This window comes from Pedobacter soli, assembly GCF_900101435.1.
GTDB classification, from domain to species: domain Bacteria; phylum Bacteroidota; class Bacteroidia; order Sphingobacteriales; family Sphingobacteriaceae; genus Pedobacter; species Pedobacter soli.
In genome coordinates this window covers 139,147-163,296 of sequence record NZ_FMZH01000012.1, presented here as the reverse complement: position 1 = coordinate 163,296, position 24,150 = coordinate 139,147, and the positions used below count along the sequence as shown (strand labels likewise).

19 protein-coding genes are annotated in these 24,150 nt (G+C 40.6%); 9 read left to right on the top strand and 10 right to left on the bottom strand.

What is annotated here, in order from left to right; genetic code table 11:
• Positions 1 to 204 precede the first annotated feature (204 nt).
• Positions 205 to 402, top strand: coding sequence for a hypothetical protein (locus tag BLR37_RS21185; protein ID WP_090772125.1), 198 nt, complete (start codon positions 205 to 207; stop codon positions 400 to 402).
• 92 nt (positions 403 to 494) lie between these two features.
• Here BLR37_RS21185 and recA read toward each other — a convergent pair whose 3' ends face one another.
• From recA to BLR37_RS21170, 3 genes are all read right to left on the bottom strand, one after another.
• Positions 495 to 1,508: a recombinase RecA gene (recA, locus tag BLR37_RS21180; RefSeq protein ID WP_090772154.1), complete on the bottom strand. Its 1,014-nt coding sequence runs from the start codon at positions 1,506 to 1,508 to the stop codon at positions 495 to 497.
• Positions 1,509 to 1,642: 134 nt separating this feature from the next.
• Positions 1,643 to 2,308, bottom strand: coding sequence for an endonuclease III (nth, locus tag BLR37_RS21175; protein WP_090772123.1), 666 nt, complete (start codon positions 2,306 to 2,308; stop codon positions 1,643 to 1,645).
• A gap of 260 nt (positions 2,309 to 2,568) precedes the next feature.
• Positions 2,569 to 3,534 carry a helix-turn-helix domain-containing protein gene (locus BLR37_RS21170; RefSeq protein WP_090772120.1) on the bottom strand — a complete coding sequence of 322 codons (966 nt, stop codon included), beginning with the start codon at positions 3,532 to 3,534 and terminating at the stop codon, positions 2,569 to 2,571.
• A 206-nt stretch (positions 3,535 to 3,740) separates the two neighbouring features.
• On the opposite strand from BLR37_RS21170, the gene BLR37_RS21165 reads away from it, so the two are divergent.
• The gene (locus tag BLR37_RS21165) at positions 3,741 to 4,430 is read left to right on the top strand and encodes an LA_2272 family surface repeat-containing protein (RefSeq protein ID WP_090772118.1); all 690 of its coding nucleotides are present in this window, start codon (positions 3,741 to 3,743) and stop codon (positions 4,428 to 4,430) included.
• Positions 4,431 to 4,523: 93 nt separating this feature from the next.
• Here BLR37_RS21165 and BLR37_RS21160 read toward each other — a convergent pair whose 3' ends face one another.
• The 3 genes from BLR37_RS21160 to BLR37_RS21150 form a co-directional block, all read right to left on the bottom strand.
• Positions 4,524 to 5,735, bottom strand: a complete 1,212-nt coding sequence (locus tag BLR37_RS21160; protein ID WP_090772115.1) for an MFS transporter — start codon at positions 5,733 to 5,735, stop codon at positions 4,524 to 4,526.
• 245 nt (positions 5,736 to 5,980) lie between these two features.
• Positions 5,981 to 6,175 carry a hypothetical protein gene (locus BLR37_RS21155; protein WP_039483298.1) on the bottom strand — a complete coding sequence of 65 codons (195 nt, stop codon included), beginning with the start codon at positions 6,173 to 6,175 and terminating at the stop codon, positions 5,981 to 5,983.
• An 84-nt stretch (positions 6,176 to 6,259) separates the two neighbouring features.
• The gene (locus tag BLR37_RS21150; RefSeq protein WP_039483301.1) at positions 6,260 to 6,844 is read right to left on the bottom strand and encodes an RNA polymerase sigma factor; all 585 of its coding nucleotides are present in this window, start codon (positions 6,842 to 6,844) and stop codon (positions 6,260 to 6,262) included.
• Between the two features lie 260 nt (positions 6,845 to 7,104).
• Between BLR37_RS21150 and uvrA the strand changes: the two genes are divergently transcribed.
• From uvrA to BLR37_RS21125, 5 genes are all read left to right on the top strand, one after another.
• Positions 7,105 to 9,918 (top strand): excinuclease ABC subunit UvrA, encoded by a 2,814-nt coding sequence (uvrA, locus tag BLR37_RS21145; protein WP_090772113.1) that lies wholly within the window; start codon positions 7,105 to 7,107, stop codon positions 9,916 to 9,918.
• Between the two features lie 50 nt (positions 9,919 to 9,968).
• Positions 9,969 to 10,580, top strand: coding sequence for a LysE family transporter (locus BLR37_RS21140; RefSeq protein ID WP_244154725.1), 612 nt, complete (start codon positions 9,969 to 9,971; stop codon positions 10,578 to 10,580).
• Positions 10,581 to 11,119: 539 nt separating this feature from the next.
• Positions 11,120 to 11,962: a metallophosphoesterase family protein gene (locus tag BLR37_RS21135; RefSeq protein ID WP_090772109.1), complete on the top strand. Its 843-nt coding sequence runs from the start codon at positions 11,120 to 11,122 to the stop codon at positions 11,960 to 11,962.
• Between the two features lie 19 nt (positions 11,963 to 11,981).
• Positions 11,982 to 12,821 (top strand): hypothetical protein, encoded by an 840-nt coding sequence (locus BLR37_RS21130; RefSeq protein ID WP_090772107.1) that lies wholly within the window; start codon positions 11,982 to 11,984, stop codon positions 12,819 to 12,821.
• A gap of 19 nt (positions 12,822 to 12,840) precedes the next feature.
• A complete protein-coding gene (locus BLR37_RS21125; protein WP_090772104.1) occupies positions 12,841 to 15,282 on the top strand; it encodes a bifunctional YncE family protein/alkaline phosphatase family protein in 2,442 nt (813 codons plus the stop codon).
• Positions 15,283 to 15,375: 93 nt separating this feature from the next.
• On the opposite strand, the gene msrA is transcribed toward BLR37_RS21125, so the two are convergent.
• The 3 genes from msrA to BLR37_RS21110 all read right to left on the bottom strand — a co-directional run bounded on the left by msrA (position 15,376) and on the right by BLR37_RS21110 (position 18,231).
• Positions 15,376 to 15,864, bottom strand: a complete 489-nt coding sequence (gene msrA / locus BLR37_RS21120; protein ID WP_090772102.1) for a peptide-methionine (S)-S-oxide reductase MsrA — start codon at positions 15,862 to 15,864, stop codon at positions 15,376 to 15,378.
• Between the two features lie 241 nt (positions 15,865 to 16,105).
• Positions 16,106 to 16,981 (bottom strand): hypothetical protein, encoded by an 876-nt coding sequence (locus BLR37_RS21115; RefSeq protein ID WP_090772100.1) that lies wholly within the window; start codon positions 16,979 to 16,981, stop codon positions 16,106 to 16,108.
• 2 nt (positions 16,982 to 16,983) lie between these two features.
• Positions 16,984 to 18,231 carry a YdcF family protein gene (locus tag BLR37_RS21110; RefSeq protein WP_090772098.1) on the bottom strand — a complete coding sequence of 416 codons (1,248 nt, stop codon included), beginning with the start codon at positions 18,229 to 18,231 and terminating at the stop codon, positions 16,984 to 16,986.
• A gap of 324 nt (positions 18,232 to 18,555) precedes the next feature.
• Here BLR37_RS21110 and BLR37_RS21105 point away from each other — a divergent pair, with 324 nt between their 5' ends.
• On the top strand, positions 18,556 to 21,825 hold the full coding sequence (locus BLR37_RS21105; protein WP_090772096.1) for a SusC/RagA family TonB-linked outer membrane protein: 3,270 nt from the start codon (positions 18,556 to 18,558) through the stop codon (positions 21,823 to 21,825).
• A gap of 11 nt (positions 21,826 to 21,836) precedes the next feature.
• Entirely contained in the window at positions 21,837 to 23,363 is a 1,527-nt protein-coding gene (locus tag BLR37_RS21100; RefSeq protein WP_090772094.1) for a RagB/SusD family nutrient uptake outer membrane protein, read from the top strand.
• 64 nt (positions 23,364 to 23,427) lie between these two features.
• On the opposite strand, the gene BLR37_RS21095 is transcribed toward BLR37_RS21100, so the two are convergent.
• Positions 23,428 to 24,075: a LexA family transcriptional regulator gene (locus BLR37_RS21095; RefSeq protein ID WP_090772092.1), complete on the bottom strand. Its 648-nt coding sequence runs from the start codon at positions 24,073 to 24,075 to the stop codon at positions 23,428 to 23,430.
• Positions 24,076 to 24,150: the final 75 nt, after the last annotated feature.

Genomic DNA, 24,150 nt, shown 5'->3' with positions numbered 1-24,150 from the left:
CTGTAAACTGCCAATTCAGAACCGGTTGTCACCCTGAGAGGAGTCGAAGGGCTTATTGCAAACTTTGATTATTGATAACTGCCAACTGTAAACTGTGAATTGACTTTGTATCTTTGAGCCTTTGTGTTGAAATAAACATAGAAATAATTAGATTATAACCGTTCGATAATTGCAATTTTGATTATTGAACATTGAACTTTAAAAATGACTGGAGCATCGTTAATATTTTGGATTGTTTGTGCCATACCTTTAATTGGTCTTTTGTACTGGCTAATCAGGAAAGATAAAAACAAACTTAAAGGGAGCTGGGGGGTAATTATACTTGGCGCTTTGGTTATTGCCGCATTGTTGGTTATTGTGTATGTGACCAAAGATTTCAACGCTATTTTTAGTCAAAACTAAATTTTAGCAGATATAAGTTTTTTAAAACAAAATGCCCTCCCGAATATGATTTGGGAGGGCATTTATATTTTATTATTGACGTGCCGGAAGACTTATTCTTCTACCAGTTTATCACCGGTTACTTCGGCTTTAATTTTAATTTCCAGTTCTTCGGCCAGCTCAGGGTTATCGCTCAACAGTTGTTTTACTGCATCACGGCCTTGTCCTAATTTAGTATCGCCATAAGAGAACCAGGAACCTGCTTTTTTGATGATACCGAAATCAACACCTAAATCGATGATCTCGCCATTTTTAGAAATACCTTCGCCAAACATGACATCAAATTCGGCAATACGGAAAGGAGGAGCTACTTTATTTTTAACAATCTTAACCTTTACGCGGTTACCTGAAACTTCGTCAGAATCTTTGATTTGAGAAATACGACGAATATCTAAACGTACTGAAGCATAGAATTTCAACGCATTACCACCTGTTGTAGTTTCAGGGTTACCGAACATTACACCGATTTTATCGCGTAACTGGTTGATGAAAATACAGCAACATCCTGTTTTGGCAATCGTTCCGGTTAATTTACGTAGTGCCTGACTCATTAAACGGGCGTGTAAACCCATTTTGCTATCGCCCATTTCGCCTTCAATCTCACTTTTAGGAACCAAAGCAGCAACAGAGTCAATTACAATTACATCAATAGCTCCTGAGCGGATCAGGTTATCGGCAATTTCTAAAGCCTGCTCACCGTTATCTGGTTGAGAGATTAAAAGGTTATCGGTATCAACGCCTAATTTTTTCGCATAGAACTGATCAAAAGCATGCTCTGCATCAATAAATGCAGCAATACCACCTTTTTTCTGTGCTTCGGCAATAATGTGGGTAGCCAAAGTGGTTTTACCAGAAGACTCCGGACCATAAATTTCGATGATACGGCCTTTTGGAATACCGCCGATACCTAAAGCGATATCTAAACTGATTGATCCTGTGGAAATATATTCAATAGGTTCAACAGCTGTATCACCAAGTTTCATGATGGTACCTTTACCATAAGATTTTTCGAGCTTATCTAAAGTAAGCTGAAGGGCTTTTAATTTATCTGGATTTGAAGTGCTCATTTCTTTTTTCATTACGGCGTAAATATAATCGATTATCGGCTAATATACTTGAATGTTGATATTTAAAATACTAATATATTTAGCTAAGGTAAATCTTTTTTAGCTAATGTCAATAGTAAAGTGAAAATAATTTTTTAAGCTTTTAATTTATTACGCTCATTTTGCGCGGTTAAGCGCTCGAAATACCTGCACATGTAGGTAATTTCGCAAACATCGCATTTAGGGCTTCTGGCTACACAAACGTAGCGCCCGTGCAGGATTAACCAGTGGTGGGCAATGTGAATGTCGTGCTCGGGCAGATTTTTAACCAGGTCTTTTTCTACGGCAAGCGGGGTTTTACCATTGGTTAGGCCAAGCCGGTTAGCCACGCGGAAAACATGGGTATCAACCGCCATAGCAGGTGCATTATAAATTACCGATGCAATTACATTAGCAGTTTTGCGGCCAACACCTGGCATTTTCTGCAGGTCATCTACTCCCGATGGTACCACATCGTTAAACTCGTTAAGCAGCATATTGGCCATGCCCACCAAATGTTTCGCTTTATTATTGGGGTAACTGATGCTTCTGATGTAATCAAAAACAATATCTGGGGTAGCTTCTGCCAGTGCTTTGGCATTTGGGAAACGTTGAAACAGGGCAGGAGTAACCATATTTACCCGCTTATCGGTGCACTGTGCCGACAGAATTACGGCTACTAAAAGCTGATAGGGGTTATTGTAATGCAGTTCGGTTTCGGCATCGGGTTGCTTGGCCGAAAAGTGTTCTACAAAAAGTTTATAACGTTCTTTTTTAAGCATGCGCAAATATAATAGATAAACTTGTTCATTGGTTTATTGGTTCAATTGTTCATTAGTAATTGCTAATTGGTTAACTGGTTAATTGTTTAAATTGGTTAACTGTCTCCGTCCAAACTCACAACTGCAAACTCCAAACGCGCTGTCACCCTGAGCGGAGTCGAAGGGCCTTGCGTTAATCTAGTTTGGTAAACCAACACCAAACGCCAGCCGCCAAACGCTCAACGCATTGATAATTGGTTATTATTTATGCCAAATCAAAACTAACCCTGTGCCTGACCAATCTCCTGCAATAGTTTATCGCATTCGGAAAAGGCACTGTACAGGTATTTGTTACGATGCTTTTCTCCCTGACCGCTGAACGAAACAGATTTCATAATCAATCCCTGCATCCATTTCCTGGTTTGCAGGCAGTATGATTGGTCTTCGGTACGTAAATAGTTAAAGGTATTGAAACGGTTGTAACAGGCCATGCGGTCTTTGAAATCGACCAGGTAGGCAATGCTACCCAGCACATCGCAGTTGTACCAGTTAAAAGTATGGTTGGGGTCAATGGTTTTTTTGCTGCCAATGGCGTACATGTTCATATCGGTAAGGCAATATTTTACCTGCTCTACAATTTTAACGGCCAGTTCGGTGTCGTTCAGGTGGCCGGCTTCAAAAGCATACCTGATCTGTTCTAAAGTGCCGGTTATGGTATCTTTCGACCATATTTCTGTACTGGGAATTTCTAAATAAGTAGCATGCAATGTTTTTGATATTTCGATGATCTCATCCGACAGAAAGGTCGAATTAAACGGAACTTCGAAGTTATTGACACTGTTTGCCCAGAAAAACAATTTAAAACTGGTTAATTCAGGGTACTTAAAAAAGTGAAATACCGGAATATCATCGGTAGTAATGGTAATGTGCTTTTGCTTGCTGTTTTTAATGGTTTGAAGGTTATCGAGCAAGTCTTTCAGGTAATTAACCATGTTGAGGTCTTCGTTTACACTGAGGTAATTGAAGGTAACGGATAAAGATTGCTTTGGACTATATACAAAAGGTACATTAAAAGAATCAGACAGTTTAATAATCTGCTGAAGCGTGAGATTGCTGTCGCCCCTGATTTTTTTGTAAGCTTCGTTGGTGCTGATGCCCAGTTCTTCGGCTATACTTAGCGCCATATTCTGGTATTCGGGCAAAGCTGCTTTAATAGTTTGAAAGAATATTGCTTGCTGATTCTCCATAAAGAATAATTTATGAAATGAAGATAAGGTAATTATATCATCAATCAAGTTTTTTAGATTAATAAGTGATTTTGTATTAATCTTTTAGGGTAATTAATGGACGGTATGATGCTTTATAGAGGATAAATGGAAGCTGTTGTAATTTTTAAAGATAAATTGCTTGTTTTTAACTGTCGATCTTTGGTTATAAACTAATTCAAAATATCATGAACAACAGACTTATATTAATTATGCTGATCTTTCTTTATTCCGGCGTAAAAGGTTATGGTCAGGACAGAAAAAATCATTTTCCTGCAGCAACATTCCATCAGGGCAATGCCCAAATAACAGGGCTTTCATTTGGAATTGCTTCGGGATTTAAAGAAACACATACTAATGTAGTAACTAATGGAACGAGGTTAGAGTTGATTGGTTTGGGTTTATTGCTACCGCTTATACCCCGTAGCCCTATAAATGAAAATGATAATCTTTTTAGTGTCAGGGAGTTTGAGTTTACCGAGAAGATCAATGGTTTAAATATTTCCGGTTCGGGAACAGTTTGCGGAGATTGTATAGTAAACGGGTTAACGGTTGGTGCTATCGGGCAATATTTGTATGCTTCAAATGGTATATCTATTTCGATTGTGGGTACTATAATTAAAAAGCAGAATGGCCTACAACTCTCCATGTTTAATGATGTGCATAAAGGAAACGGATTGCAGGTGGGTATAGGTAATAGTGCTGTAGATTACAAAGGCATTCAAATTGGTTTATTAAGCAACGACGTGTTAAAAAGCCGTGGGATACAGATTGGATTATTTAATAAAAGCAAAAATTTAAAGGGCTTGCAGGTTGGGCTTTGGAATGTAAACCAGAAAAGAAAACTGCCTTTAATTAACTGGAATTTTAAAGCTTAAGGTTATGAAATCTATTTTGCTGACTGTATGGGCTTGTTGCCTCGTGAAATCAAAACTTCGGTAAAGGAAGCTTCGGGATCGCGCTCCTAAAACCTAATGCATCACTACAAATTGTTCTTCGGTTTCTTCTTCTTCGGTTACTGTAGTTTTGGTTACGGGTTTCTTGCTGTTGCTTTTAATTAACCAGAAGGCAAACAAAGCACCTACCAGGGCCATTGCAGCGCCAACGTAGGCCGGCGAAGTATAGTCGTAACCATAAACCAGCGGAAGGCCACCAAAAAAGGCACCCAATGCATTACCAATGTTAAAACTTGCCTGACTAGCCGATGCGGCCAGCATTTCGGATCCTTTAGCGCTCTGAATCATCAACATCTGGATAGGGGCAGCTAATGAGAAAGCGACGGCGCCGGTAATAAAGGTCATGATTAAAGCCAATGGCTGACTAGCCGAAACAAAATGCACGATGGTTAAGGTAACCACCATAGTGATTAATAAGGCAGCAGAAGCTTTAGCCGGCGAAAATTTATCAGCCAGTCGACCACCAACGTAGTTGCCGAACATCATACCTAAACCCGCAAGCATTAATATATAGGTTACCGCGTTGGCCGAGAAATGGGCAACTTCGGTCATTAACGGAGCGATATAGCTATACCAGGTAAACAAGCCGCCTGTACCAATAGAAATCATGAAAATGATAATCCAGGCATCTCTTTTTTTGAAGAAACTCAATTCTGCTTTTAGATCGCGGTTTTTGGTAGCTTCTAAAGCAGGTAGCCAAAGTTTTAAGCTTAATAAAGTAATCAGCCCAACCAATACCACTACAGCAAAAGAGATGCGCCAGGAGAAGTTGTGCCCGATAAAAGTACCCAGAGGTACACCAACAATATTGGCAATGGTTAAGCCCATAAACATGAGCGATACCGCTTGTGCGGCTTTCCCTTTCTCGGCAATTCTGCTGGCTACTACAGAACCCACACCGAAAAACGCACCATGTGGTAAACCTGAAAGTAAGCGTGCAATAAACAAAGTGTTGAAAGTAGGGGCAAAGGCCGAAAATGCATTAAAAACCGTGAACATAATCATCAGGGCAATTAATATCATTTTAGGTGGATATTTACCCGCAATCATAATCAGTAGAGGCGCACCAATTACTACACCGAGGGCATAGGCCGAAATTAAATGACCGGCTTCGGGGATGCTTACCCTTAAATCGTTTGCAATATCGGGAAGCAAGCCCATCATTACGAACTCTGTTATACCGATGCCTAAACCGCCTAAAGTGAGTGGAAGTAAGTTTTTATTCATTGCGCTTAGTGTTAAAATTACACTATGTAAAGGTAGGGCTTTTTATTTTAAGGGAATGTAAAAATTAGGCCATTTATCCGGGTAGTCAGGCTGTTTGCTTTTAAGACGGGGGCGTAGTCGATGGTCAATACTTCATGGCAGAATAGATAATTGGACTATTAACTATCAACCATTGATCATTAACCAGATTGCATAAAAAAAGGTTGCCCCACCCTGTGGAGCAACCTCTTTGACTAGTGTAAATTTTATAAAGACCTGCTGTAGGCTAAAATCTTATTGATGGTTTCATCTTGTGGGTTTTTAGCCAGCCTATCTAACTTACTTTTGATTTGCTCATAAAATAAGTCGATTTCTGCGTCAGATTCCATATCCATTTTAGGCTGAAACATGTTCGGGGTTGGTAAATTTACATTGTTTTTTGATGTAGAGGTTTTTGTCATAAGCAAACGCGATAAGTTTTATAAACTTAACGATAGTTCAGATGCTTTATTTCAACCCCTACTATATTTTATGTAACAATTACGCTACCCTTTATAGCTCACCTCCTTTGTTTTAAGCATTTTGCGCAGATTGCTCAATGCGTAACGCATACGACCAAGGGCTGTATTGATACTTACATCGGTTAAATCGGCTATTTCCTTAAAGCTCAAATCGGCATAATGACGCATTAAAAGCACTTCTTTCTGCTCATCAGGCAATAAATGGATCATCGCCTTTAAATCTTTATGGGTTTGGTCGCGGAGCATCCTGTCTTCTGCACTCTCATCATAAAAGTGTAGCATATTGAATACATCCATTCCATCAGAACTGGTGATAATGGGTGTTCTTTTTTCTTTCCTGAAATAATCGATAACCAGGTTATGCGCAATACGCATTACCCATGGTAAAAACTTACCTTCTTCGTTATACCTTCCTGATCGCAGGGTGTTAATCACTTTGATAAAAGCATCCTGAAAAATATCCTCCGCCAGATATTGGTCTTTCACCAATAAGTAGATAGAAGTATAAATTTTACTTTTATGTCTTTTTAAAAGTTCCTGCAATCCGCTCTCATTCCCGGCAATATATACCTTTACCAGGTCCTGATCATTATATGATTGTAAATTCATAGGTTTACCTACACTAAATCCCGTACTGTTTGCTAAAAATTAATTTGTAGATGTATAATTTCTATAGCTGCTCTCCTATGTTTTTGAAATGTGTTAGTTTGGTTCTGAGGTTGTTAATGTTCAAAGAAAGTTATTTTTTTATCAAAAAACAAAAAATAAAATGTTAAAAAATAAATTAACCATCCCAGTACCCTATTTTTGTATCTTCTTAAAACCCAAATTACTTTGTTGGGTTTATACCTTTATATCCTTTAGAATACATGAGCAAAAAAGAGGCCGAAAAAGATCCGCATAGAAATATTATTATAAAAGGTGCCCGTGTGCACAACCTTAAAAACATCGATGTGGCCATTCCAAAAAATAAATTGGTAGTGGTAACAGGTATGTCGGGGTCGGGCAAATCTTCGCTCGCATTCGATACTTTATACGCAGAAGGACAACGCCGGTACGTAGAAAGTTTATCGTCGTATGCACGTCAGTTTATGGGGCGGATGAATAAACCGGATGTAGATTATATTAAAGGTATAGCCCCGGCAATTGCAATTGAGCAGAAAGTAATTACTTCAAACCCGCGCTCAACGGTAGGTACTTCGACCGAGATTTACGATTACCTGAAGTTGCTTTTTTCGCGTATTGGTAAAACCATTTCGCCGGTTTCGGGCAATGAAGTAAAAAAAGATTCGGTAAGCACCGTGGTAGATTATGTTAATGCCATGCCAGAAGATACGACGGTAACCATTTTCTGTCCGCTTTACCCGCATAATAACCGCACCATTAAAGAAGAACTGGCCATTTTGTTGCAAAAGGGCTTTTTAAGGGTACGCATAAACAATAAAATTGAAAAAATAGAAGGTATTTTAGATGATGCCGGTTTTAAAGATGTTGAACTAACTGACGATAAAACAGTTCAGATCCTGATCGACAGGATTGTAACCAATCAGGAAGAAGAAACGTTAAGCCGTTTGGCAGATTCGGCGCAAACTGCCTTTTTTGAAGGTAAGGGCGATTGTTATGTAGAAGCCGAAGGCGAAACCAAACATTTCAGCGATCGATTTGAATTGGATGGAATTCGTTTTGAAGAACCTACTCCTAACTTTTTCTCTTTCAATAATCCTTACGGGGCCTGCAAACGTTGCGAAGGTTATGGCAATGTAATTGGCATTGATGAAGACCTGGTTATTCCGGATAAAAGCAAAAGTGTTTACGACAATGCCATTGCCCCATGGCGTGGCGAAAAAATGGGTGTTTGGCTGCAGAACTTTGTAAAAGCAGCGCCAAAATTCGATTTCCCGATACACAGGCCTTACAGCGCTTTAACTGAAAAGGAACAGCAGCTATTGTGGACAGGAAATAAATATTTTGAAGGACTGGATGCTTTTTTCAAAGAACTGGAAGAGCAGACCTATAAAATACAGTATCGTGTAATGTTATCACGCTACCGTGGAAAAACAACTTGCCCTGATTGTAAAGGCTCGCGCCTGCGCAAAGATGCATCGTATGTTAAGATTGCCGGAAAATCGATTATTGATGTGGTTTTAATGCCGCTATCGAAAGCACTGGTTTTCTTTAATGAGCTAAAATTAAGTGTAAACGATGCTAAAATAGCCAAACGTTTACTGGCCGAAATCGATAACCGTTTTCTCTATTTAAACAATGTTGGTTTGGGCTACCTTACTTTAAACCGCTTGTCTAACACCTTGTCAGGTGGAGAATCGCAAAGGATAAATCTGGCCACTTCGCTGGGCAGTAGTTTAGTAGGATCGGTGTATGTTTTAGATGAGCCGAGTATTGGTTTACACCCGCGCGATACCAACAAATTAATTGAAGTTTTAGTCTCTTTACGTAATGTGGGCAATACCGTTTTGGTGGTAGAGCACGAAGAAGAAATGATGCGTGCAGCCGATCACATTATTGATATTGGCCCGGAGGCAGGTACTCATGGCGGTAACCTGGTTTTCAGTGGCGATTACGAAGAGATTTTAAAAGATAAAAACAGTTTAACCGGTCGTTACCTGGCTGGTTTGGAGAAAATTGCCATTCCTGCGCAGCGCCGTAAATGGAAAGACCATATTCTGATTAAAGGAGCGAGAGAGAACAACCTTAAAAATATCGATGTTAAATTTCCATTAGGTGTATTTACCGCGGTAAGTGGGGTTTCCGGCTCTGGAAAAACCAGTTTAGTTAAAAAGATTTTATATCCGGCGCTACAAAAGGCAATTGGAAACTATGCAGGCGAACAAACAGGTGCGTACGACGGTATTTTTGGTAATTACGATTTGGTAAGTGCCGTAGAACTGGTGGATCAAAACCCGATTGGCCGCTCAAGCCGTTCAAATCCGGTTACTTATGTTAAAGCCTGGGATGATATCCGTGCTTTGTTTTCGGGATTGGCTGCTGCAAAAGCTGCCGGACTGAAACCTGCTGCTTTCTCATTTAACGTAGAAGGTGGGCGCTGCGATGTTTGTCAGGGAGAAGGTGAAGTGAAGATCGAAATGCAGTTTATGGCCGATATTTACCTGCCTTGCGAGGCCTGTAACGGCAAACGTTTTAAACAACAGGTGTTGGATGTAACCTATAAAGAAAAAAATGTTTCTGAAATTCTGGACATGACCATTGATGAAGCAGTCGATTTCTTTAAAGACGAACAAAAAATCCTGAATAAGTTAAACCCGCTGGTTGATGTGGGTTTAGGCTACGTACATCTGGGGCAATCGTCAAATACTTTGTCAGGCGGTGAGGCACAGCGGATTAAGCTGGCTTCGTTTCTGATTAAGGGTAATAATGCCAATAAAACGGTATTTATTTTTGATGAACCGACTACCGGTTTGCATTTCCATGATATTAAAAAACTTTTAAAAGCATTAAATACGCTGATTGAACAAGGCAATACCATTTTGGTGATCGAACACAATATGGATATGATTAAATGTGCCGATTGGGTAATCGATATTGGTGCGGAAGGTGGCGATGGTGGTGGTAATGTGGTATTTGAAGGGGTACCCGAAGAGCTGGTTAAAGTAGAAAATTCGTATACCGGAAAATATTTGGCTGCGCATTTAAATTTAAATCCATAATTTCGGCAATGCTTTTTCTAACGTTTTTCATAGGCATTATCCTTAACGCAATGGGGTATATCCCCCCAGGTAACATCAATCTCACTGTTGCACAACTTGCCATCAATAAAGGTATGCGGCAGGTTTGGTACTTCATTTTGTCCTTCTCCTGTGTGGAAGTGTTTTTTACCTTTGGTATGATGCGTTTTGCCCGTTGGGCGATGAGTGATATCAATCCAAATGAGGCCGTTAGTGAGGTCCGGTTGAGCACTTTGGTAGATTGCTTTATGATTGTGATGTTTCTGGTAATGGGTACCATCACCTGGAAAAACCGGAAGAAAGTGCCAAAAACAAGCAACACAAAAGAAGATAAACGGAGTGGAAGTGTACTTTACGGATTGATTTTAGGAATACTCAATCCTGTTCAGATTCCGTTCTGGTTGTTTTTTGGTAACTACGTAATTTTACACCAATGGATTGAAACGGATTATCTTTCGCTGGTGATTTTCAGCCTGGGTTCGGGCGTTGGTTCGGCACTGGCCTTGTATTTATATGCACACTTTGCTACTTATATTCAGGAAAAATTTGCACTGAGCAGTTTGATTATCAATAAATCTATCGCCATATTTCTATTTGCACTGGCAGGATATTTAATGGTGAAACAAGCGATTGTTATTTTTTAAAGTCATGATCCGTGTCTCCACGGATCATATCTTTTTTCTTGCCACGGAGACAGTGACGCCACAGAATACTTTTTTCTTTTTAGCCACTGAGGCACGGTACACACGGAATGCTTTTCATTTGTAGTATTCAGATATTCGAGTCATTAACACTGTTGAATACTCATCAGCGAAATCTGCGGTATCAGCGGGAAACTCCTGTCATTCTCCCGCAGATATAAGAAGATAAGCGCAGATTTTATATTTAATATCTGGAATACACAGATTTATAAATCATGGCCTGTGTCACCACGAATCATATCTTTTTTTGCCACAGAGACACGGTATACACGGAATGCGGGTGCCGTGGTTCGAGTCGCCACGGACCATTTTCTTTCTTACCAGACGCACTGCATACACAGATCATTTCTTTAGCGCAGGTTCTTTGTTATAAAATTGATACACAGATAAGGTTCTGTTAACCTAATCATAACATTAAATTTATGTTTAAGAAGCTTGACTGGCCGAATTTTGCCAGTTGAAACAAAACATATTTAATTATTATGTCTAACAGACGGTTTTTTCTAAAAAGTGGTCTGGCTGCTGCAGTAGTGGCCGGTTTATCACCAGTGCTCCCTTCATTTGCTGAAGAAAACAGTATTCCAGCCACAACGGGAAAAGGGCCAAAACTTCGTTTTGCCATCGCATCCGACGGGCATTACGGACAACCGGGAACTGAGTATAAACTTCACCACGAGAATATTGTAAAATGGCTTAATGCATCGCATGAGCAAAATCCGCTGAATTTTGTAATTATCAACGGCGATCTGGTACACGATAGACCTGAATTACTGAAAGAAGTTAAAAAGGATTATTACGACCGTTTAAAAGTTCCTTTTTATGCGGTACCAGGTAACCACGACCATGCCGATACTCCACTCTGGAAATCGGTTTTTGGTTATGAGGATGATTTTTCTTTCGAAAAAAACGGAGTAGGTTTTGTTTTGGCCAATACATCAGATACTAAGGGAACATACCGCTGCCCGAACAACGATTTTTTAAAGCAGGAGCTGGATAAGTTTAAAGATTTAAAAACTGTATTTGTGGTGTTGCATATTCCGCCACATTTCTGGGTGCCAGAGAGCCCATTTGTTGAGTGCCCCGATACTATTAAACTTTTGCATAGCTACGCTAATGTAAAGGCTGTATTTCATGGCCACGACCACAGTTTAGACGCTGTATTTTATACCGACAAGTTACCACACTTTTTTGATGCGCACATTGGCGGCAACTGGGGCACGGCTTACAAAGGCTACAGGATTGTAGAGGTTGATGAAAATGATAAGATTAAAACCTATCAGGTAAACGCAAGTCAATCGCCTTTGTTAAACGAAACCAAATTTTAACAGCTTCAGCTATTTTTAAATGAAAAAGATATTTTTTGCAGCTGTTTTTGCTGCATTTGCAATCAATTGTTCAGCTCAGAATCAGGCAACCATTAACCCGGTATTAAAAACGGGTAATGATGCTGCCCAACCCTTTCTATTTACGATAAACACCCTTACTGCGGAAAACCCGCGCTGGAATATCCATTACTCGGGTAGTTACGGCGAACGTGCTAACGGACAGTTTGGTTATGATGGTTTAGGTCAACAATTTGGGGTTAAAGGTTATTTAGGAAGCCGTTTTACTTTGTACGCCACAGCTGCCCTGGGTTTTGCCAATGGTGGTGGCGTAGCTTCTGCAGAGCAAGCCGAGGTAATCAGGGATTTAATAGGTGGCAAAGGTATTTCGGGCTTTAGATTGGGAGCGGGCCTTGGTTTAAGCAGAGATTGGTCTAACACTGGTTCGGCCATTAGTCGTATCACAGCCGCTTTCGATCGTACCAATTGGCGCATGGCGGGTAATTTACGTTTTGAAAAAGCCTTTAGCCGCACAAGAGATAAGCTAGATTTCATCACCAGCATCGGCTTTCAGCATCGCATTTCAAGCGCTTTATATCTGGGTTTCGAAGCCCTTGGTCAGGATTTGGAAGGTTTTTGGGAAAAAGACGAGGCAGAAGGAGGTGCAAAACTGTTAATTGGCCCATCTATTAATCTGGAGCCTAACCACAGTAAACTTTCCTTTTCTATTTCCGGAGGACCGGTTTTTTATGCTACACGGAGTCAGGTTACCTCTCCTGCAGCGATACGCGAAATCGGCAACGTAGCTTCGGGGAATGGTTATAGTATCAGGGCCCTGGTAAACTTTAATCTTCACCGGTAATTTTTCAAAAATCAAAACAATGAAAAAATCATATATCCTTATTCTTTTAACGTTTTTGCTGGTACAGCGTGGTTTTGCACAATGGCCTGGTAAAAATGAAACTACACAACAAATTTTGTTACCCAATGGCTGGAAATTAAGCCCGGCGGGGCATTCGGTACAACTTGGCGATTTACCCTTAAACATGCAACTGAGTGCATCGGGTAAATACCTGGCCATCACCAACAACGGTCAGAGTACGCAGTCGTTGCAGCTTATCAATCCTAAAACCGAACAAATTATCGATGAAAAGGTGCTGGCCAAATCGTGGTACGGCATTGCTTTTAGTAAAGATGAAAAACACCTCTACGCATCGGGTGGTAACGACAACTGGATTCTGGATTTTAACATTGAGAACAATAAACTGGGCAAGAGCGATACCATTACTTTGGGGCCGGTTTGGCCGAAAGGTAAAATATGTCCGGCCGGCATCGTCGTAAATAAAAACAACAGTAAATTATTTACGGTTACTAAAGAAGACAGTGCCTTGTATATCATCGATCCAGTGGCTAAAAAGATTTTAAAACGGGTACAACTTCCGGCTATCGCCTATAGTTGTGCACTGGCTGCCGATGAACGCAAATTATATGTTTCGCTTTGGGGTGGAAAAGCAGTTGCGGTTGTTGATTTGCAATCAGAAAGCATTGTTCAGCAAATCCCCGTTGGCGACCACCCTAATGAGCTTTTGCTTAATAAAAAAGGTAATATCCTATATGTAGCCAATGCAAACGACAATACGGTTTCGGTAGTCAATACACTTAGCAACAAGGTAATTGAAACCATTTCTACCACGCTTTATGCTACCCAGTTAACGGGCTCAACTACCAATGGTTTGGCTTTGAGTAGCAATGAAAAAACTTTATACATTGCCAATGCCGATAACAATTGCCTGGCTGTTTTCGATGTAAGTAAACCAGGGGTGAGCCAGAGTCAGGGTTTTATACCTGTAGGCTGGTACCCAACCAGTGTTAAGGTTTTAGGCTCGAAGGTGTTGGTTACCAATGGTAAGGGCAATACTTCAATGGCGAACCCGAAAGGACCACAACCCGTTTCGAAAGTAGATAACAGCGATTACCACATGGGGAGCACGGCCAATAGCAGATTGCAATACATTGCCGGTTTGTTTAAAGGTACTTTATCCTTTATCGATGCGCCAAAGCCCGAGCAATTAAAAGTGTATACCAAACAAGTTTATGCCAATACACCTTTCAGCGATAAAAGGGCGATAACTGCCGATGGTGAAGCCGGAAACCCGATTCCCAGAAAACAGGGTGAAAAATCGCCAATCAAACATGTTTTCTATATCATTAAAGAAAATCGTACTTACGATCAGGTGTTGGGCGATATTAAAAAAGGCAACGGCGATTCTACGCTAACTCTTTTCGGACGCAAAGTAACGCCTAATCAGCATGCTTTGGCCGAGAACTTTGTATTGCTTGATAATTTTTATGTAGATGCCGAAGTAAGTGCCGATGGGCATAACTGGAGTATGGCGGCTTATGCAACCGATGTGGTAGAAAAAACATGGCCAACCAGCTATGGTGCCCGCGGCGGCAGTACCAATTTCGAAGGCGGCAGACCTGTAACCTATCCCAAAGGAGGTTTTATCTGGGATTATTGCCAGCGGGCTGGGATAAGTTACCGCAGTTATGGCGAGTTTGGTTCTTACGATAAAGCCAATATTAAATCTTTGCAGAGACATATGTGCCCGTCTTCGCCAGGTTTTGATATGGATATTAAAGATCAGGTACGTGTAGATGCCTGGCAGCACGATTTCGATTCGTTACTGGTAGCCGGTGCGGTACCTCAGTTTAGTACTTTGCGTATTTCAAACGATCATACCAGTGGCCAGAAGAAAGGAAAATACTCACCTCAGGCAGCCGTTGCCGATAATGATTTAGCAGTAGGCCGTATTATTGAACACCTTTCGCACAGTAAGGTGTGGAATGAATCTGTTGTATTTATTTTGGAAGATGATGCACAAAACGGGCCAGACCATGTTGATGCGCACCGTTCTCCGGCTTATGTAATTGGTCCGTATGTAAAAAGAAATGCAGCAGTACATACCATGTATTCTACTTCAGGATTTTTGCGTACCATGGAGCTTATTTTAGGTTTGCCGCCAATGAGCCAGTATGATGCCGGAGCAATGCCTTTGTACGAATGCTTTACGGCGAAGCCAGATTTTACGCCTTACAACGTTTTACAACCCCTTATTGATTTGGATACCCGGAATGTGGCTGTTAACGAAAGCAGCAGGCGTTCAGAATTTTTCAATTTTGCAAAAGAAGATTCGGCACCTGATTTAGACTTAAATGAAGTGGTGTGGAAATCAGTTAAGGGCGAGCAATCGGTAATGCCTGCACCAAAACGAAGTGCTTTTGTGATTCTCGAAAAGAAGAAAAAAGATGACGATGATTAGTGCAAACAAAAAGGCAATTTTCGATGAGAAAATTGCCTTTTTGTTTTGGTGTATTTGCTGTAATTAACTCTAAACTCCCAGCTCCAAACTAATTTATAGTTTCCAGTCTGGCCTTTCAAAATGGCAGGTGTAGCCGTAAGGATTTTTCTGTAAATAATCCTGGTGTTCCTCCTCAGCATTCCAGAAAGCCGTTTCCGGTACAACCTCTGTAACAATTTTTCCTGGCCATATACCCGAGGCATCCATTTCGGCAATCAGTTCCTTTGCAGTAGCTTCCTGGGTTGGGTTAGCGAAAAATATAGCCGAACGGTAAGAAGTACCAACATCATTTCCTTGTCTGTTACGTGTTGAAGGATCGTGGATCTGGAAAAAATATTCTAATAATTTGCGGTATGATAAAATGGTGGGGTCAAAAGTAATTTCGATGCCTTCAGCATGCGTCCCATGGTTCCGGTAAGTAGCATTGGGTACATCGCCACCGGTATATCCAACTACAGTTGAAATTACTCCCGGATAATGGCGAATCAATTCTTCTACTCCCCAAAAACAACCGCCAGCAAGAATGGCTTTTTCAGTATTCATATGTATCTCCTTTTTCTATTGAATAAAGATACGGTGAAGATGTGTAAAAGGAAAGTAAAGAAGAGGCCATGCGATGGTTAACAATCTCGGGTGGTCGGTGAGGACACCAACCACTAGAGTAAAGGTGAGTAAGGTGGTCGGTGCGCCACCGACCACTAAGCGGAAAATTTTATTGTTCAATTGTTTCATTGTTGAGGGGCCTTAACTCCCGACTCCAAACGCCCAACTCCAAACTATATCACTACCCGCCAAACGCAAAATCCATAAAACTAACATTGTTTTTGCGCGAAGAACTTACCGCAATGCCTTTATCGGCCTGGTTGGTAAAAGTAAAACCTTCAAGTTCATCAGGCTTATCGGTATCCACTACGCTCAAAACTGATTCATGCCCGGTGGAGATTGATTTTTCCAGATCAAGGAACGTTAACCGCCATTTGCGTCCCTCAATCTGGTTTTGAATCAATACCAGGATACCCTTACTGGCAATGAAGTGGAGGTTTTGCACCCAGGGTGAGCAGGTAAATTTTTGAACCACCACACCTTTTTCGCTGGTTTTAGTCGCTTTAGCTAAAGCTTGCGGATCCATTAAGCGAACCTGATTGGTTTTGTTGCCATAATCGGCAGTAGCCACATACCATTTTCCTTTGTACTTTACATATTCTGGCCTTGCACCCTGTATGCAGGCATCGTCATCAATGGTTTGCAGCAAATTGCCATCTAATGTTCCGGTTTTTAAAAATCCATCCCAGTTAATGCAGTTAATTACCGCTTTCCACAACGTTCCTGCTGCGTTTTGCTTTACTGAATTGCCCACAAAAGTAGGCAAACCTTTATGATAGGCTATTCCGGTAGGATGTTTAATGACATTTTCGCCTTTTACAGTAAAGCGGTATTCTTTATAGAGATAACTTAACGAATCTTTTTCCATTTTATATTCGCGCATTACGCCAACTTCGCGGTCGCCGTAGAGGAAATACCGCCCGTTTTGATAGCTAATACCCTGGCAGGCCCCCAGCGAATCGACAGTAATGTTTTTAGTGATTTTTCCGTCCATTTTACTGCTTTTGGCTACAAAGAACATGACCAACAGTACCAATATGGGATTCAAAATTTTCATGGCTAAGGGTCTAAAGGTTCGTCGAAATCAATTTGTAAGGAGGTTGTGTTTGGATAGAATTCTGATTCGGTATCACTCAATCGTTTCCCGTTCTGATAAGGATAATAACCAAGCTCTTTTTTACAACGTTCTAACAGCACTGTAGTAATGTAGTAACTTTGCGATTTAACAGTACTCACCATAGCAGGTTTATCAACAGGTATGCCGTAGCGGAACATCAGCCTTATACAGTTACGCATATTGGTAGTAGTGTGGCGGGCATGGGGTTCCATAATGATCGCGCTTTCTGGTATTTGTAAGGTTTCTATCAGAAATTTTTTCATTTCGAACGCCTCGCTAAATTTGGTTTTGTAGGGGTGTACGCGTCCGCCAGATACGACAATAAACGGCGCCTGTCCTTTCAGGTATTGTATGGCCGCTAACCTGCAACGGATCATCCCTCCGGCACTTAAGGCGGTTTCTTTATCTTCAGGACCAGCTCCGGGAACCAGAATTACGCTGTATGGATATTTTTTCCAATCGATTTTTTTAATCTGGCTAATGGCTGGCTGGTTTACCCCGCTAATCATTGGCTCGTAATCGGCGGCATCATTTCTTTCATTCAGCTCTAAAGCTACCAGCGCAAAATTTAATGCAGGCTCAAAAAATAATTCGTTTTGGCCTTGCAAAGCTAATGTGGCGTTTGCGGCGGTAAGCTCTGCATATTCTTTATCTTTTATGTTGAAACTAATCGAATCTATTTTGGGATAATTGGGTTTATTGCCTGCTACATATACGCCAATGGTGTAATTTAAGGCATTGGCATCTTGTTCCCAGGCTTTTATAAGCAGGTTTTTAGGATTTTCATTAGCATACAAATTATAACAGCCCGAAGCAATCAGGTGATTGCTTACCAGTTTTCCAAGTTCATTATTTTCTTTGTAACTGTTGCTTAACTCCTGGCTAATTGCTATAATTTCTTCGGTACTAAACTTTAAAGCATTGGCATAGCAGCTAATATCGGCTTTGCAGGTCTTTAAAGCCTCACTTACCTGTGCGTTTTTGGTATCGGCAATTTTTTTGAGCGTGCTGTTTGTTTTCAGCATTTTATTCAGCTCTGGAAGCTGCTGGAAAAGGGTAAGCAGATAGTAGTTTTTATACTGTACCGCATTATTGCTTTTTATTAACTGATAAGCTTGTTCGGGTTTATGCTGCGCCTGTAAACCTTGCCACAACAGGCAAAGCATAAAAAAGGGATAGAAGACTTTCATTAAAATTTTTTGGGAGCGAAGTAACGCATCAGCTATTAAATCAGTATTAAGCAGATGTTATTCTTAAGCATATTTAAATCGATTTAGTAATGCTTGATGCAGAATTAATGTAAACTTAAAATAGCTCCCATGATCTTTGCATAGAGTTAACACAACGGATACATAGTGTTAAAAATACACCTCTACTTTTGTCGCCGTAGAACGCTCAGGAAACAAGTTGTTAACCTTTAAGGATAAGCCTATGTAAATGCATGATCTACATATCTGCCAAACAAAAACACAAACCCCAATACTATTTAAAAATTTATTACTAAGCACAAAAAGATGACATCATTTTTTTTCACCGCAAGCATGAAAAGTGCCTGCAGGAAATTGCTTTTGCCTGTTGGTTTGCTCGCTGCATGCAGTCCAGCCGCCATGGCCTCAGGCAATAGCAAATTAGTTCCGGCTACCGAGCTTAACAACCGTTTTGCTACCATTAACGGAACTGTAACCGACGAGAAGGGACAACCGCTTCCGGGCGTTAGCGTTTACGATAAACAAACCAAAAAAACAACTTCTACCGATGGTAACGGAAAATTCTCGATAGAGGCGAATAATGGCGCTACACTGGTTTTTTCTTTTGTTGGTTTCGATACGCAGGAAGTTATCGTATCAGGCAACAAAACCATTAATATTAAACTTAAAGAAAGCAGCAACACCTTAAACGAGGTGGTAGCAATTGGTTACCAAAAGATCAGAAAATCGGATGTTACCGGAGCCATTAGCAGCGTTAAAGCCAGCGAACTAAACTTAACCTCACCAACAGTAGGGCAGGCATTAGTGGGTAAGGTTGCCGGTGTGCAGGTATCGCAAACCAGCGGTGCACCTTACTCAGGTACCAAAATCAGGGTAAGGGGTATTGGTTCTATCAATGCCAGTTCCGATCCTTTATATGTTATTGATGGTTATCCGGCAGGTAATAACGTAGCCATTAATCCTGAGGATATCGAAACTATCGACATTTTAAAGGATGCGGCTTCTGCTGCCATTTACGGTTCACGGGCATCTGGTGGGGTAGTGTTAATTACCACGAAAAGAGGTAAAGACGGTAAAGGCCATTTTGAATATGATGTGCAGGGTGGTATTTCTCAGCTGGCCAAAAAGGTAAAGCTGCTTGACGCCAATCAGTTTATACAATTATTGATAGACGGACGTAATAATGCCTACAAAGATTTATGGGTAAATGCCGGTAAAACCTGGAACGATGCTATGTATAGCGATAATAATGCTACACGGATTGCAAACGTAGGTAATGGAAGCAGTGTAAGTATCCCTGCTGATTTGTATAATTTTAGCACACAACAGGCTATTCCTGCGGCTTACAATACCGATTGGCAGGATGAACTGTACCGCAATGCAGCCTTTCAACGCCACAACCTTTCATTTAGCGGAGGTAATAAAGACGTAAAATACTTTTTAAGTGGCGGTTACCAGGATAACGATGGTATTGTAACCAACACCAACCAAAAGGTAATCAATTTCAGGGGCAATATAGATGGAAACGTGAGTGAGCGTTTACGTGTGGGCGCCAACATTTCTTATACCCAGAACAATAACCGCGAGGTACAGGAAGGCCGTTATAACTTAAGTCCGATGATGTCGGCGCTGATTTATTTGCCTTACCTGCCTGCGAGAGATGCAAACGGTAATCCGATTCAGTTTGGAATGGGGGCCCTGGCTTCGCAATACGGAATCCAAAACCCTGAAAATCCGTTGGCTACAGTAGAGCAGTTAAAAATTGCAAGAAGAGGCGACAGGAGTACTTATAATGCCAATGCCACTTACAAAATTATAGAAGGCCTTGATTTTAAAGCAAACTTAGGTACCCAAACATACAGTGAAAAATATGATTACTATTTGCCAACCAGTTTGAGTAACGGTAATAACAGGCCATATTCTAACGAATCGATTGCTGCGGCTACTGCTGTTGCACAAAATTTAAAACAGATCGATCAGCTGGCTGAGTTTACCTTAAACTACAATAAAACCTTTGGTAAACATAAACTGGATGTATTGGCCGGATATTCTGCACAGAAAACAACCAGCGATTTGATTAAAGTATCGGCAAAGGGTTTCCAGAACGATAATATTGGAGAGATCACCGATAAAGGTGCCGATCCAAGTTTCTTTGCTTTAGATGCAGCTTCTAAAACTGCCAATACTTTACTATCTTATTTTGGTCGTTTCAGTTATAACTATGCCGGTAAATATTTCTTAACCGGTTCATTCCGTCGCGATGGTTCTTCGAGGTTTGGTCCGCTAAACAAATATGGTAATTTTCCTTCTGTTGCTGCAGGCTGGAACCTTTCTGACGAAGATTTTTATAATGGTTTCTTAGGCGAGCGTTCTACCGTAAAATTAAGGGCAAGCTGGGGCTTAAGCGGTAACAACAACATCCCTAACTACAGAACAGCACAAGAAATGAGTGCACCGGGTGGTGTGGTGTTCGGTAATGCTATTTCTACAGCTATCTGGCCAAATGCCATCCAGGATCCTAAATTGGGTTGGGAGTCTACTTCTCAGTATAACTTTGGTACCGATATCGGTTTGTTTAATAACCGTTTAAACATTATTGCCAATTACTACTTAAGTTATTCTTACAATTTGTTGTTTAACCAGCCAATTTCGGCGGTTTCGGGTACTTCTTCTATCTTAACCAACCTGGCCGATAGTAAAATCAGAAACAAAGGTTTCGATGTACAAATTGATGGCCGCATTATTCAAAACCAGGATTTTACCTTAGGTTTAAGCGGAAACATTGCTGTTAACCGCAACAAAGTATTAAATATGGGTGGAGCCAGTACCATTTTAACCAATGGTGCCGAGCGTTCGTATTTAACACACATTACACAAGAGGGGCAGCCTGTAGGTATGTTTTATGGCTTTAAAGTATTGGGTCGCATTACTGCCGATAATTTAGGTAAAGTTGCACCTTCAGCAGCTTCAACCAATCCGGCAAAAATTGGCGATTTGTATTTCCAGGATACCGATGGAAACGGAGTTGTGAACGATGCAGATAAAACGGTTATTGGTACACCGTATCCTAAATTTACCTATGGTTTTGCTTTGAATACTTCGTATAAAACATTCGATTTAAGGGCATCATTTAATGGCTCGTATGGTAACCAGGTGTTAGATGGACAAGATTATTACCTGTACAATTTTGAAGGTTCGGGCAACCAGTATGTAGATGTAGCAGACCGTTACCGTAACGAAGCCAATCCGGGCAGCGGCCTAAACTACCGCCCTTCGCGTGCAGGTACACAAAGTAACTCTACCCGTTTATCGTCATTTTACATTCAGGATGGCTCTTATTTCAGATGTACCAACATTACACTGGGCTATTCTTTCCCGAAATCGCTTGCTAATGCCATTAAAGTAACTAACATCCGCATTTATGCAAGTGTTGATAATGCCTTTACCATAACCGATTACAAAGGTTATAACCCGGAGGTAGATTACAGTGGTGGTTCTAACTTAACACCTGGGGTTGATTATGGTAACTATCCATTGGCCAGGGCTTATAATCTGGGTGTTAAACTTACTTTTTAGAATTTAAGAAAATGAAAAAATATATTTTAGTTTCGGCTTTAAGCGTTGCAGTATGTTTAAGCAGCTGCAAAAAAGACTTTTTAGCGCAAACCAATCCAAATGCAGTTACGGTTGAAAATTATTTCAAAACCGAAAACGATGTATTGCTCGCTGTTAATGGCGCGTACCAATCGTTAAGGAGCAGTAACACCATGGGCGAGAACAGTGGTTTATTTACCGACGAACGATCAGATGATACCGGAAGAAATGATAATCAGAGTAACGCCGGCGAGCCGTTCCAGTTTAACGATTTCTCTCTTTTACCAAGTAATTCGTACCTGAAATCGCATTGGCTGGCGCTTTATCAATCTATTACCAGGGCCAATGTAATCCTTTCTAATATCGATAAGGTTACTTTTACCAATGAGGCAAACAAGCAAAACTACAGCGCCGAGGCTAAATTTATCCGTGCAATTATGTATTTCGAGCTGGTTAGAAAGTGGGGAGCTGTTCCTCTGGTAACCAAACAATTAAATACCATTGATGAGGTAAAAGCCAGTACTTTCCGCGTGCCTGAGGCTGATGTATACAACCAGATTGTGGCCGATTTAAAAGATGGTTTAAACAGTAGCCTGCCTAACTTTCAACCCGAATCGGGCATTGGACGTGTTTCTAAAGCAGCGCTTAATGCTTACCTGGGTAAAGTGTATTTAACTATGGCGGCTACTTTGCCAAATAATAAGGCTGAAAACCTGACTAATGCAAACACCTACCTGTTGGCCGCTTACAACATGCGTACTTTTGGTAACCTTAGCGAAATTCCATATAGCCAGGTATTCGATGTTACCAAAAAAACAACCTGTAAAGAATTGCTTTTTCAAATTGTGTACAAACAGGGCGATATTAACTACAGCTCGAGCATTGCAGCCAACAACCAGGCAAAAGGCGAAACCATCAATTCGCAAAAAGCATCAACTGGTATAGGCGGCAACCTTAAGCTTGATTTGGTTAATGAATATGAAACTGCCGATTTGAGAAAAGATTTTTCAATCAAGTATGCCAACGATGCCACGGTTAAAGATTGGTTTATTACCAAATTTCGCGACGCGAGCGATGCAGCTACTAAAAACGGCTACGGCGGTAACGATTGTATTTTAATGCGCTATGCCGATGTAATTTTAATGCTTGCCGAAGTAAATATGTTGCAGGGTAACGATGCAGTTGCCATTCAGTATCTGGATATGGTAAGGGCGAGGGCTGCAATGCCACTTTATGCTGTGGCTAAAACCGATGCTACTTATGCCGCAAAATTCCCGACGCTAAAACTGGCTATTTTGCACGAGCGCAGGGTAGAACTGGCTTTTGAGCACCAAAGATGGTTCGATTTGATCAGATACTTTACTGCCACCGAATTGGTTACTTATTTAAAAGCCAAGCCACAAGCCTCCTACGGCATAGCCAAGCTGGCCAATGTAACCACAAAAGATCGTTTCTACCCGATTCCTTTTGATGAGGTAAAACTCGATCCGGTGAAAATGTACCAGAATCCGGGTTACTAAACGGGTTAGATAAAAGAAAGCGGGCTGATTGAACTGATCAGCCCGCTTTTTCTTTTAATGTTGTTTAAATCGCATTACGCGTAATTTTACCTTTAATAATATACAAGGTTTGAATGTTCTTTTTGTTAATGATGGTATCGCCTTTAAAATTAGGGTTTGATGAGCGCAGAATTATTTTAGCCGAATCGGAATGTTCGAAAATCAGTTTAATGGTGCGCAGGCTGTTGCTTTCCTCATCGGTCATTACCATATAAGCTTCGCCCCATTGTAAAATATCGTAATTGGTAATTTCTTTTACGGCTATAATTTCGCCCGAAGCATATTTTGGGTACATGCTATCGCCATATACCGGTAAATAGGCTGTACAATCGTTAAAAGGCCGGTAATTTACCAGGTATTCTGCCTGTTCTTCTTCTACAATAAATTTATCGGTATCTTCTAAACTGAGGTTAAAATAAGGCACACCTTCTTTGCTAGGAGTTACAATGGGCGTTTTTTTTAAAACAGGTTCGCCAATACCATCTTCCAGCCAGGCTAAATTTACATTGAATTTTAAGTTTAACCTATCTTTAACAGCATTGGATACATTTATCCTTTCCCTTAAAATATCTGATAAAGAACCTGGCTGGATATTCAGTGCCAGCGCAAAATCTTTTTGGTTCTTAAATCCCAATAAATCAATTAAAGTTTTTAAGCGCTGATTTTCATTCATAGGATAAAATGTTAATAAGTTTTTTGTATTTATATGAGTTTTACTTATTTTTATTTGCTAAATTTGTTAGTAAAG

What these genes read in the sequence shown, in the direction of transcription:
- BLR37_RS21185 (WP_090772125.1), top strand. Translation starts at nt 205, where the DNA reads ATGACTGGAGCATCGTTAATATTTTGGATTGTTTGTGCCATACCTTTA.
- recA (WP_090772154.1), bottom strand. Translation starts at nt 1,508, where the DNA reads ATGAGCACTTCAAATCCAGATAAATTAAAAGCCCTTCAGCTTACTTTA.
- nth (WP_090772123.1), bottom strand. Translation starts at nt 2,308, where the DNA reads ATGCTTAAAAAAGAACGTTATAAACTTTTTGTAGAACACTTTTCGGCC.
- BLR37_RS21170 (WP_090772120.1), bottom strand. Translation starts at nt 3,534, where the DNA reads ATGGAGAATCAGCAAGCAATATTCTTTCAAACTATTAAAGCAGCTTTG.
- BLR37_RS21165 (WP_090772118.1), top strand. Translation starts at nt 3,741, where the DNA reads ATGAACAACAGACTTATATTAATTATGCTGATCTTTCTTTATTCCGGC.
- BLR37_RS21160 (WP_090772115.1), bottom strand. Translation starts at nt 5,735, where the DNA reads ATGAATAAAAACTTACTTCCACTCACTTTAGGCGGTTTAGGCATCGGT.
- BLR37_RS21155 (WP_039483298.1), bottom strand. Translation starts at nt 6,175, where the DNA reads ATGACAAAAACCTCTACATCAAAAAACAATGTAAATTTACCAACCCCG.
- BLR37_RS21150 (WP_039483301.1), bottom strand. Translation starts at nt 6,844, where the DNA reads ATGAATTTACAATCATATAATGATCAGGACCTGGTAAAGGTATATATT.
- uvrA (WP_090772113.1), top strand. Translation starts at nt 7,105, where the DNA reads ATGAGCAAAAAAGAGGCCGAAAAAGATCCGCATAGAAATATTATTATA.
- BLR37_RS21140 (WP_244154725.1), top strand. Translation starts at nt 9,969, where the DNA reads ATGGGGTATATCCCCCCAGGTAACATCAATCTCACTGTTGCACAACTT.
- BLR37_RS21135 (WP_090772109.1), top strand. Translation starts at nt 11,120, where the DNA reads ATGTCTAACAGACGGTTTTTTCTAAAAAGTGGTCTGGCTGCTGCAGTA.
- BLR37_RS21130 (WP_090772107.1), top strand. Translation starts at nt 11,982, where the DNA reads ATGAAAAAGATATTTTTTGCAGCTGTTTTTGCTGCATTTGCAATCAAT.
- BLR37_RS21125 (WP_090772104.1), top strand. Translation starts at nt 12,841, where the DNA reads ATGAAAAAATCATATATCCTTATTCTTTTAACGTTTTTGCTGGTACAG.
- msrA (WP_090772102.1), bottom strand. Translation starts at nt 15,864, where the DNA reads ATGAATACTGAAAAAGCCATTCTTGCTGGCGGTTGTTTTTGGGGAGTA.
- BLR37_RS21115 (WP_090772100.1), bottom strand. Translation starts at nt 16,981, where the DNA reads ATGAAAATTTTGAATCCCATATTGGTACTGTTGGTCATGTTCTTTGTA.
- BLR37_RS21110 (WP_090772098.1), bottom strand. Translation starts at nt 18,231, where the DNA reads ATGAAAGTCTTCTATCCCTTTTTTATGCTTTGCCTGTTGTGGCAAGGT.
- BLR37_RS21105 (WP_090772096.1), top strand. Translation starts at nt 18,556, where the DNA reads ATGACATCATTTTTTTTCACCGCAAGCATGAAAAGTGCCTGCAGGAAA.
- BLR37_RS21100 (WP_090772094.1), top strand. Translation starts at nt 21,837, where the DNA reads ATGAAAAAATATATTTTAGTTTCGGCTTTAAGCGTTGCAGTATGTTTA.
- BLR37_RS21095 (WP_090772092.1), bottom strand. Translation starts at nt 24,075, where the DNA reads ATGAATGAAAATCAGCGCTTAAAAACTTTAATTGATTTATTGGGATTT.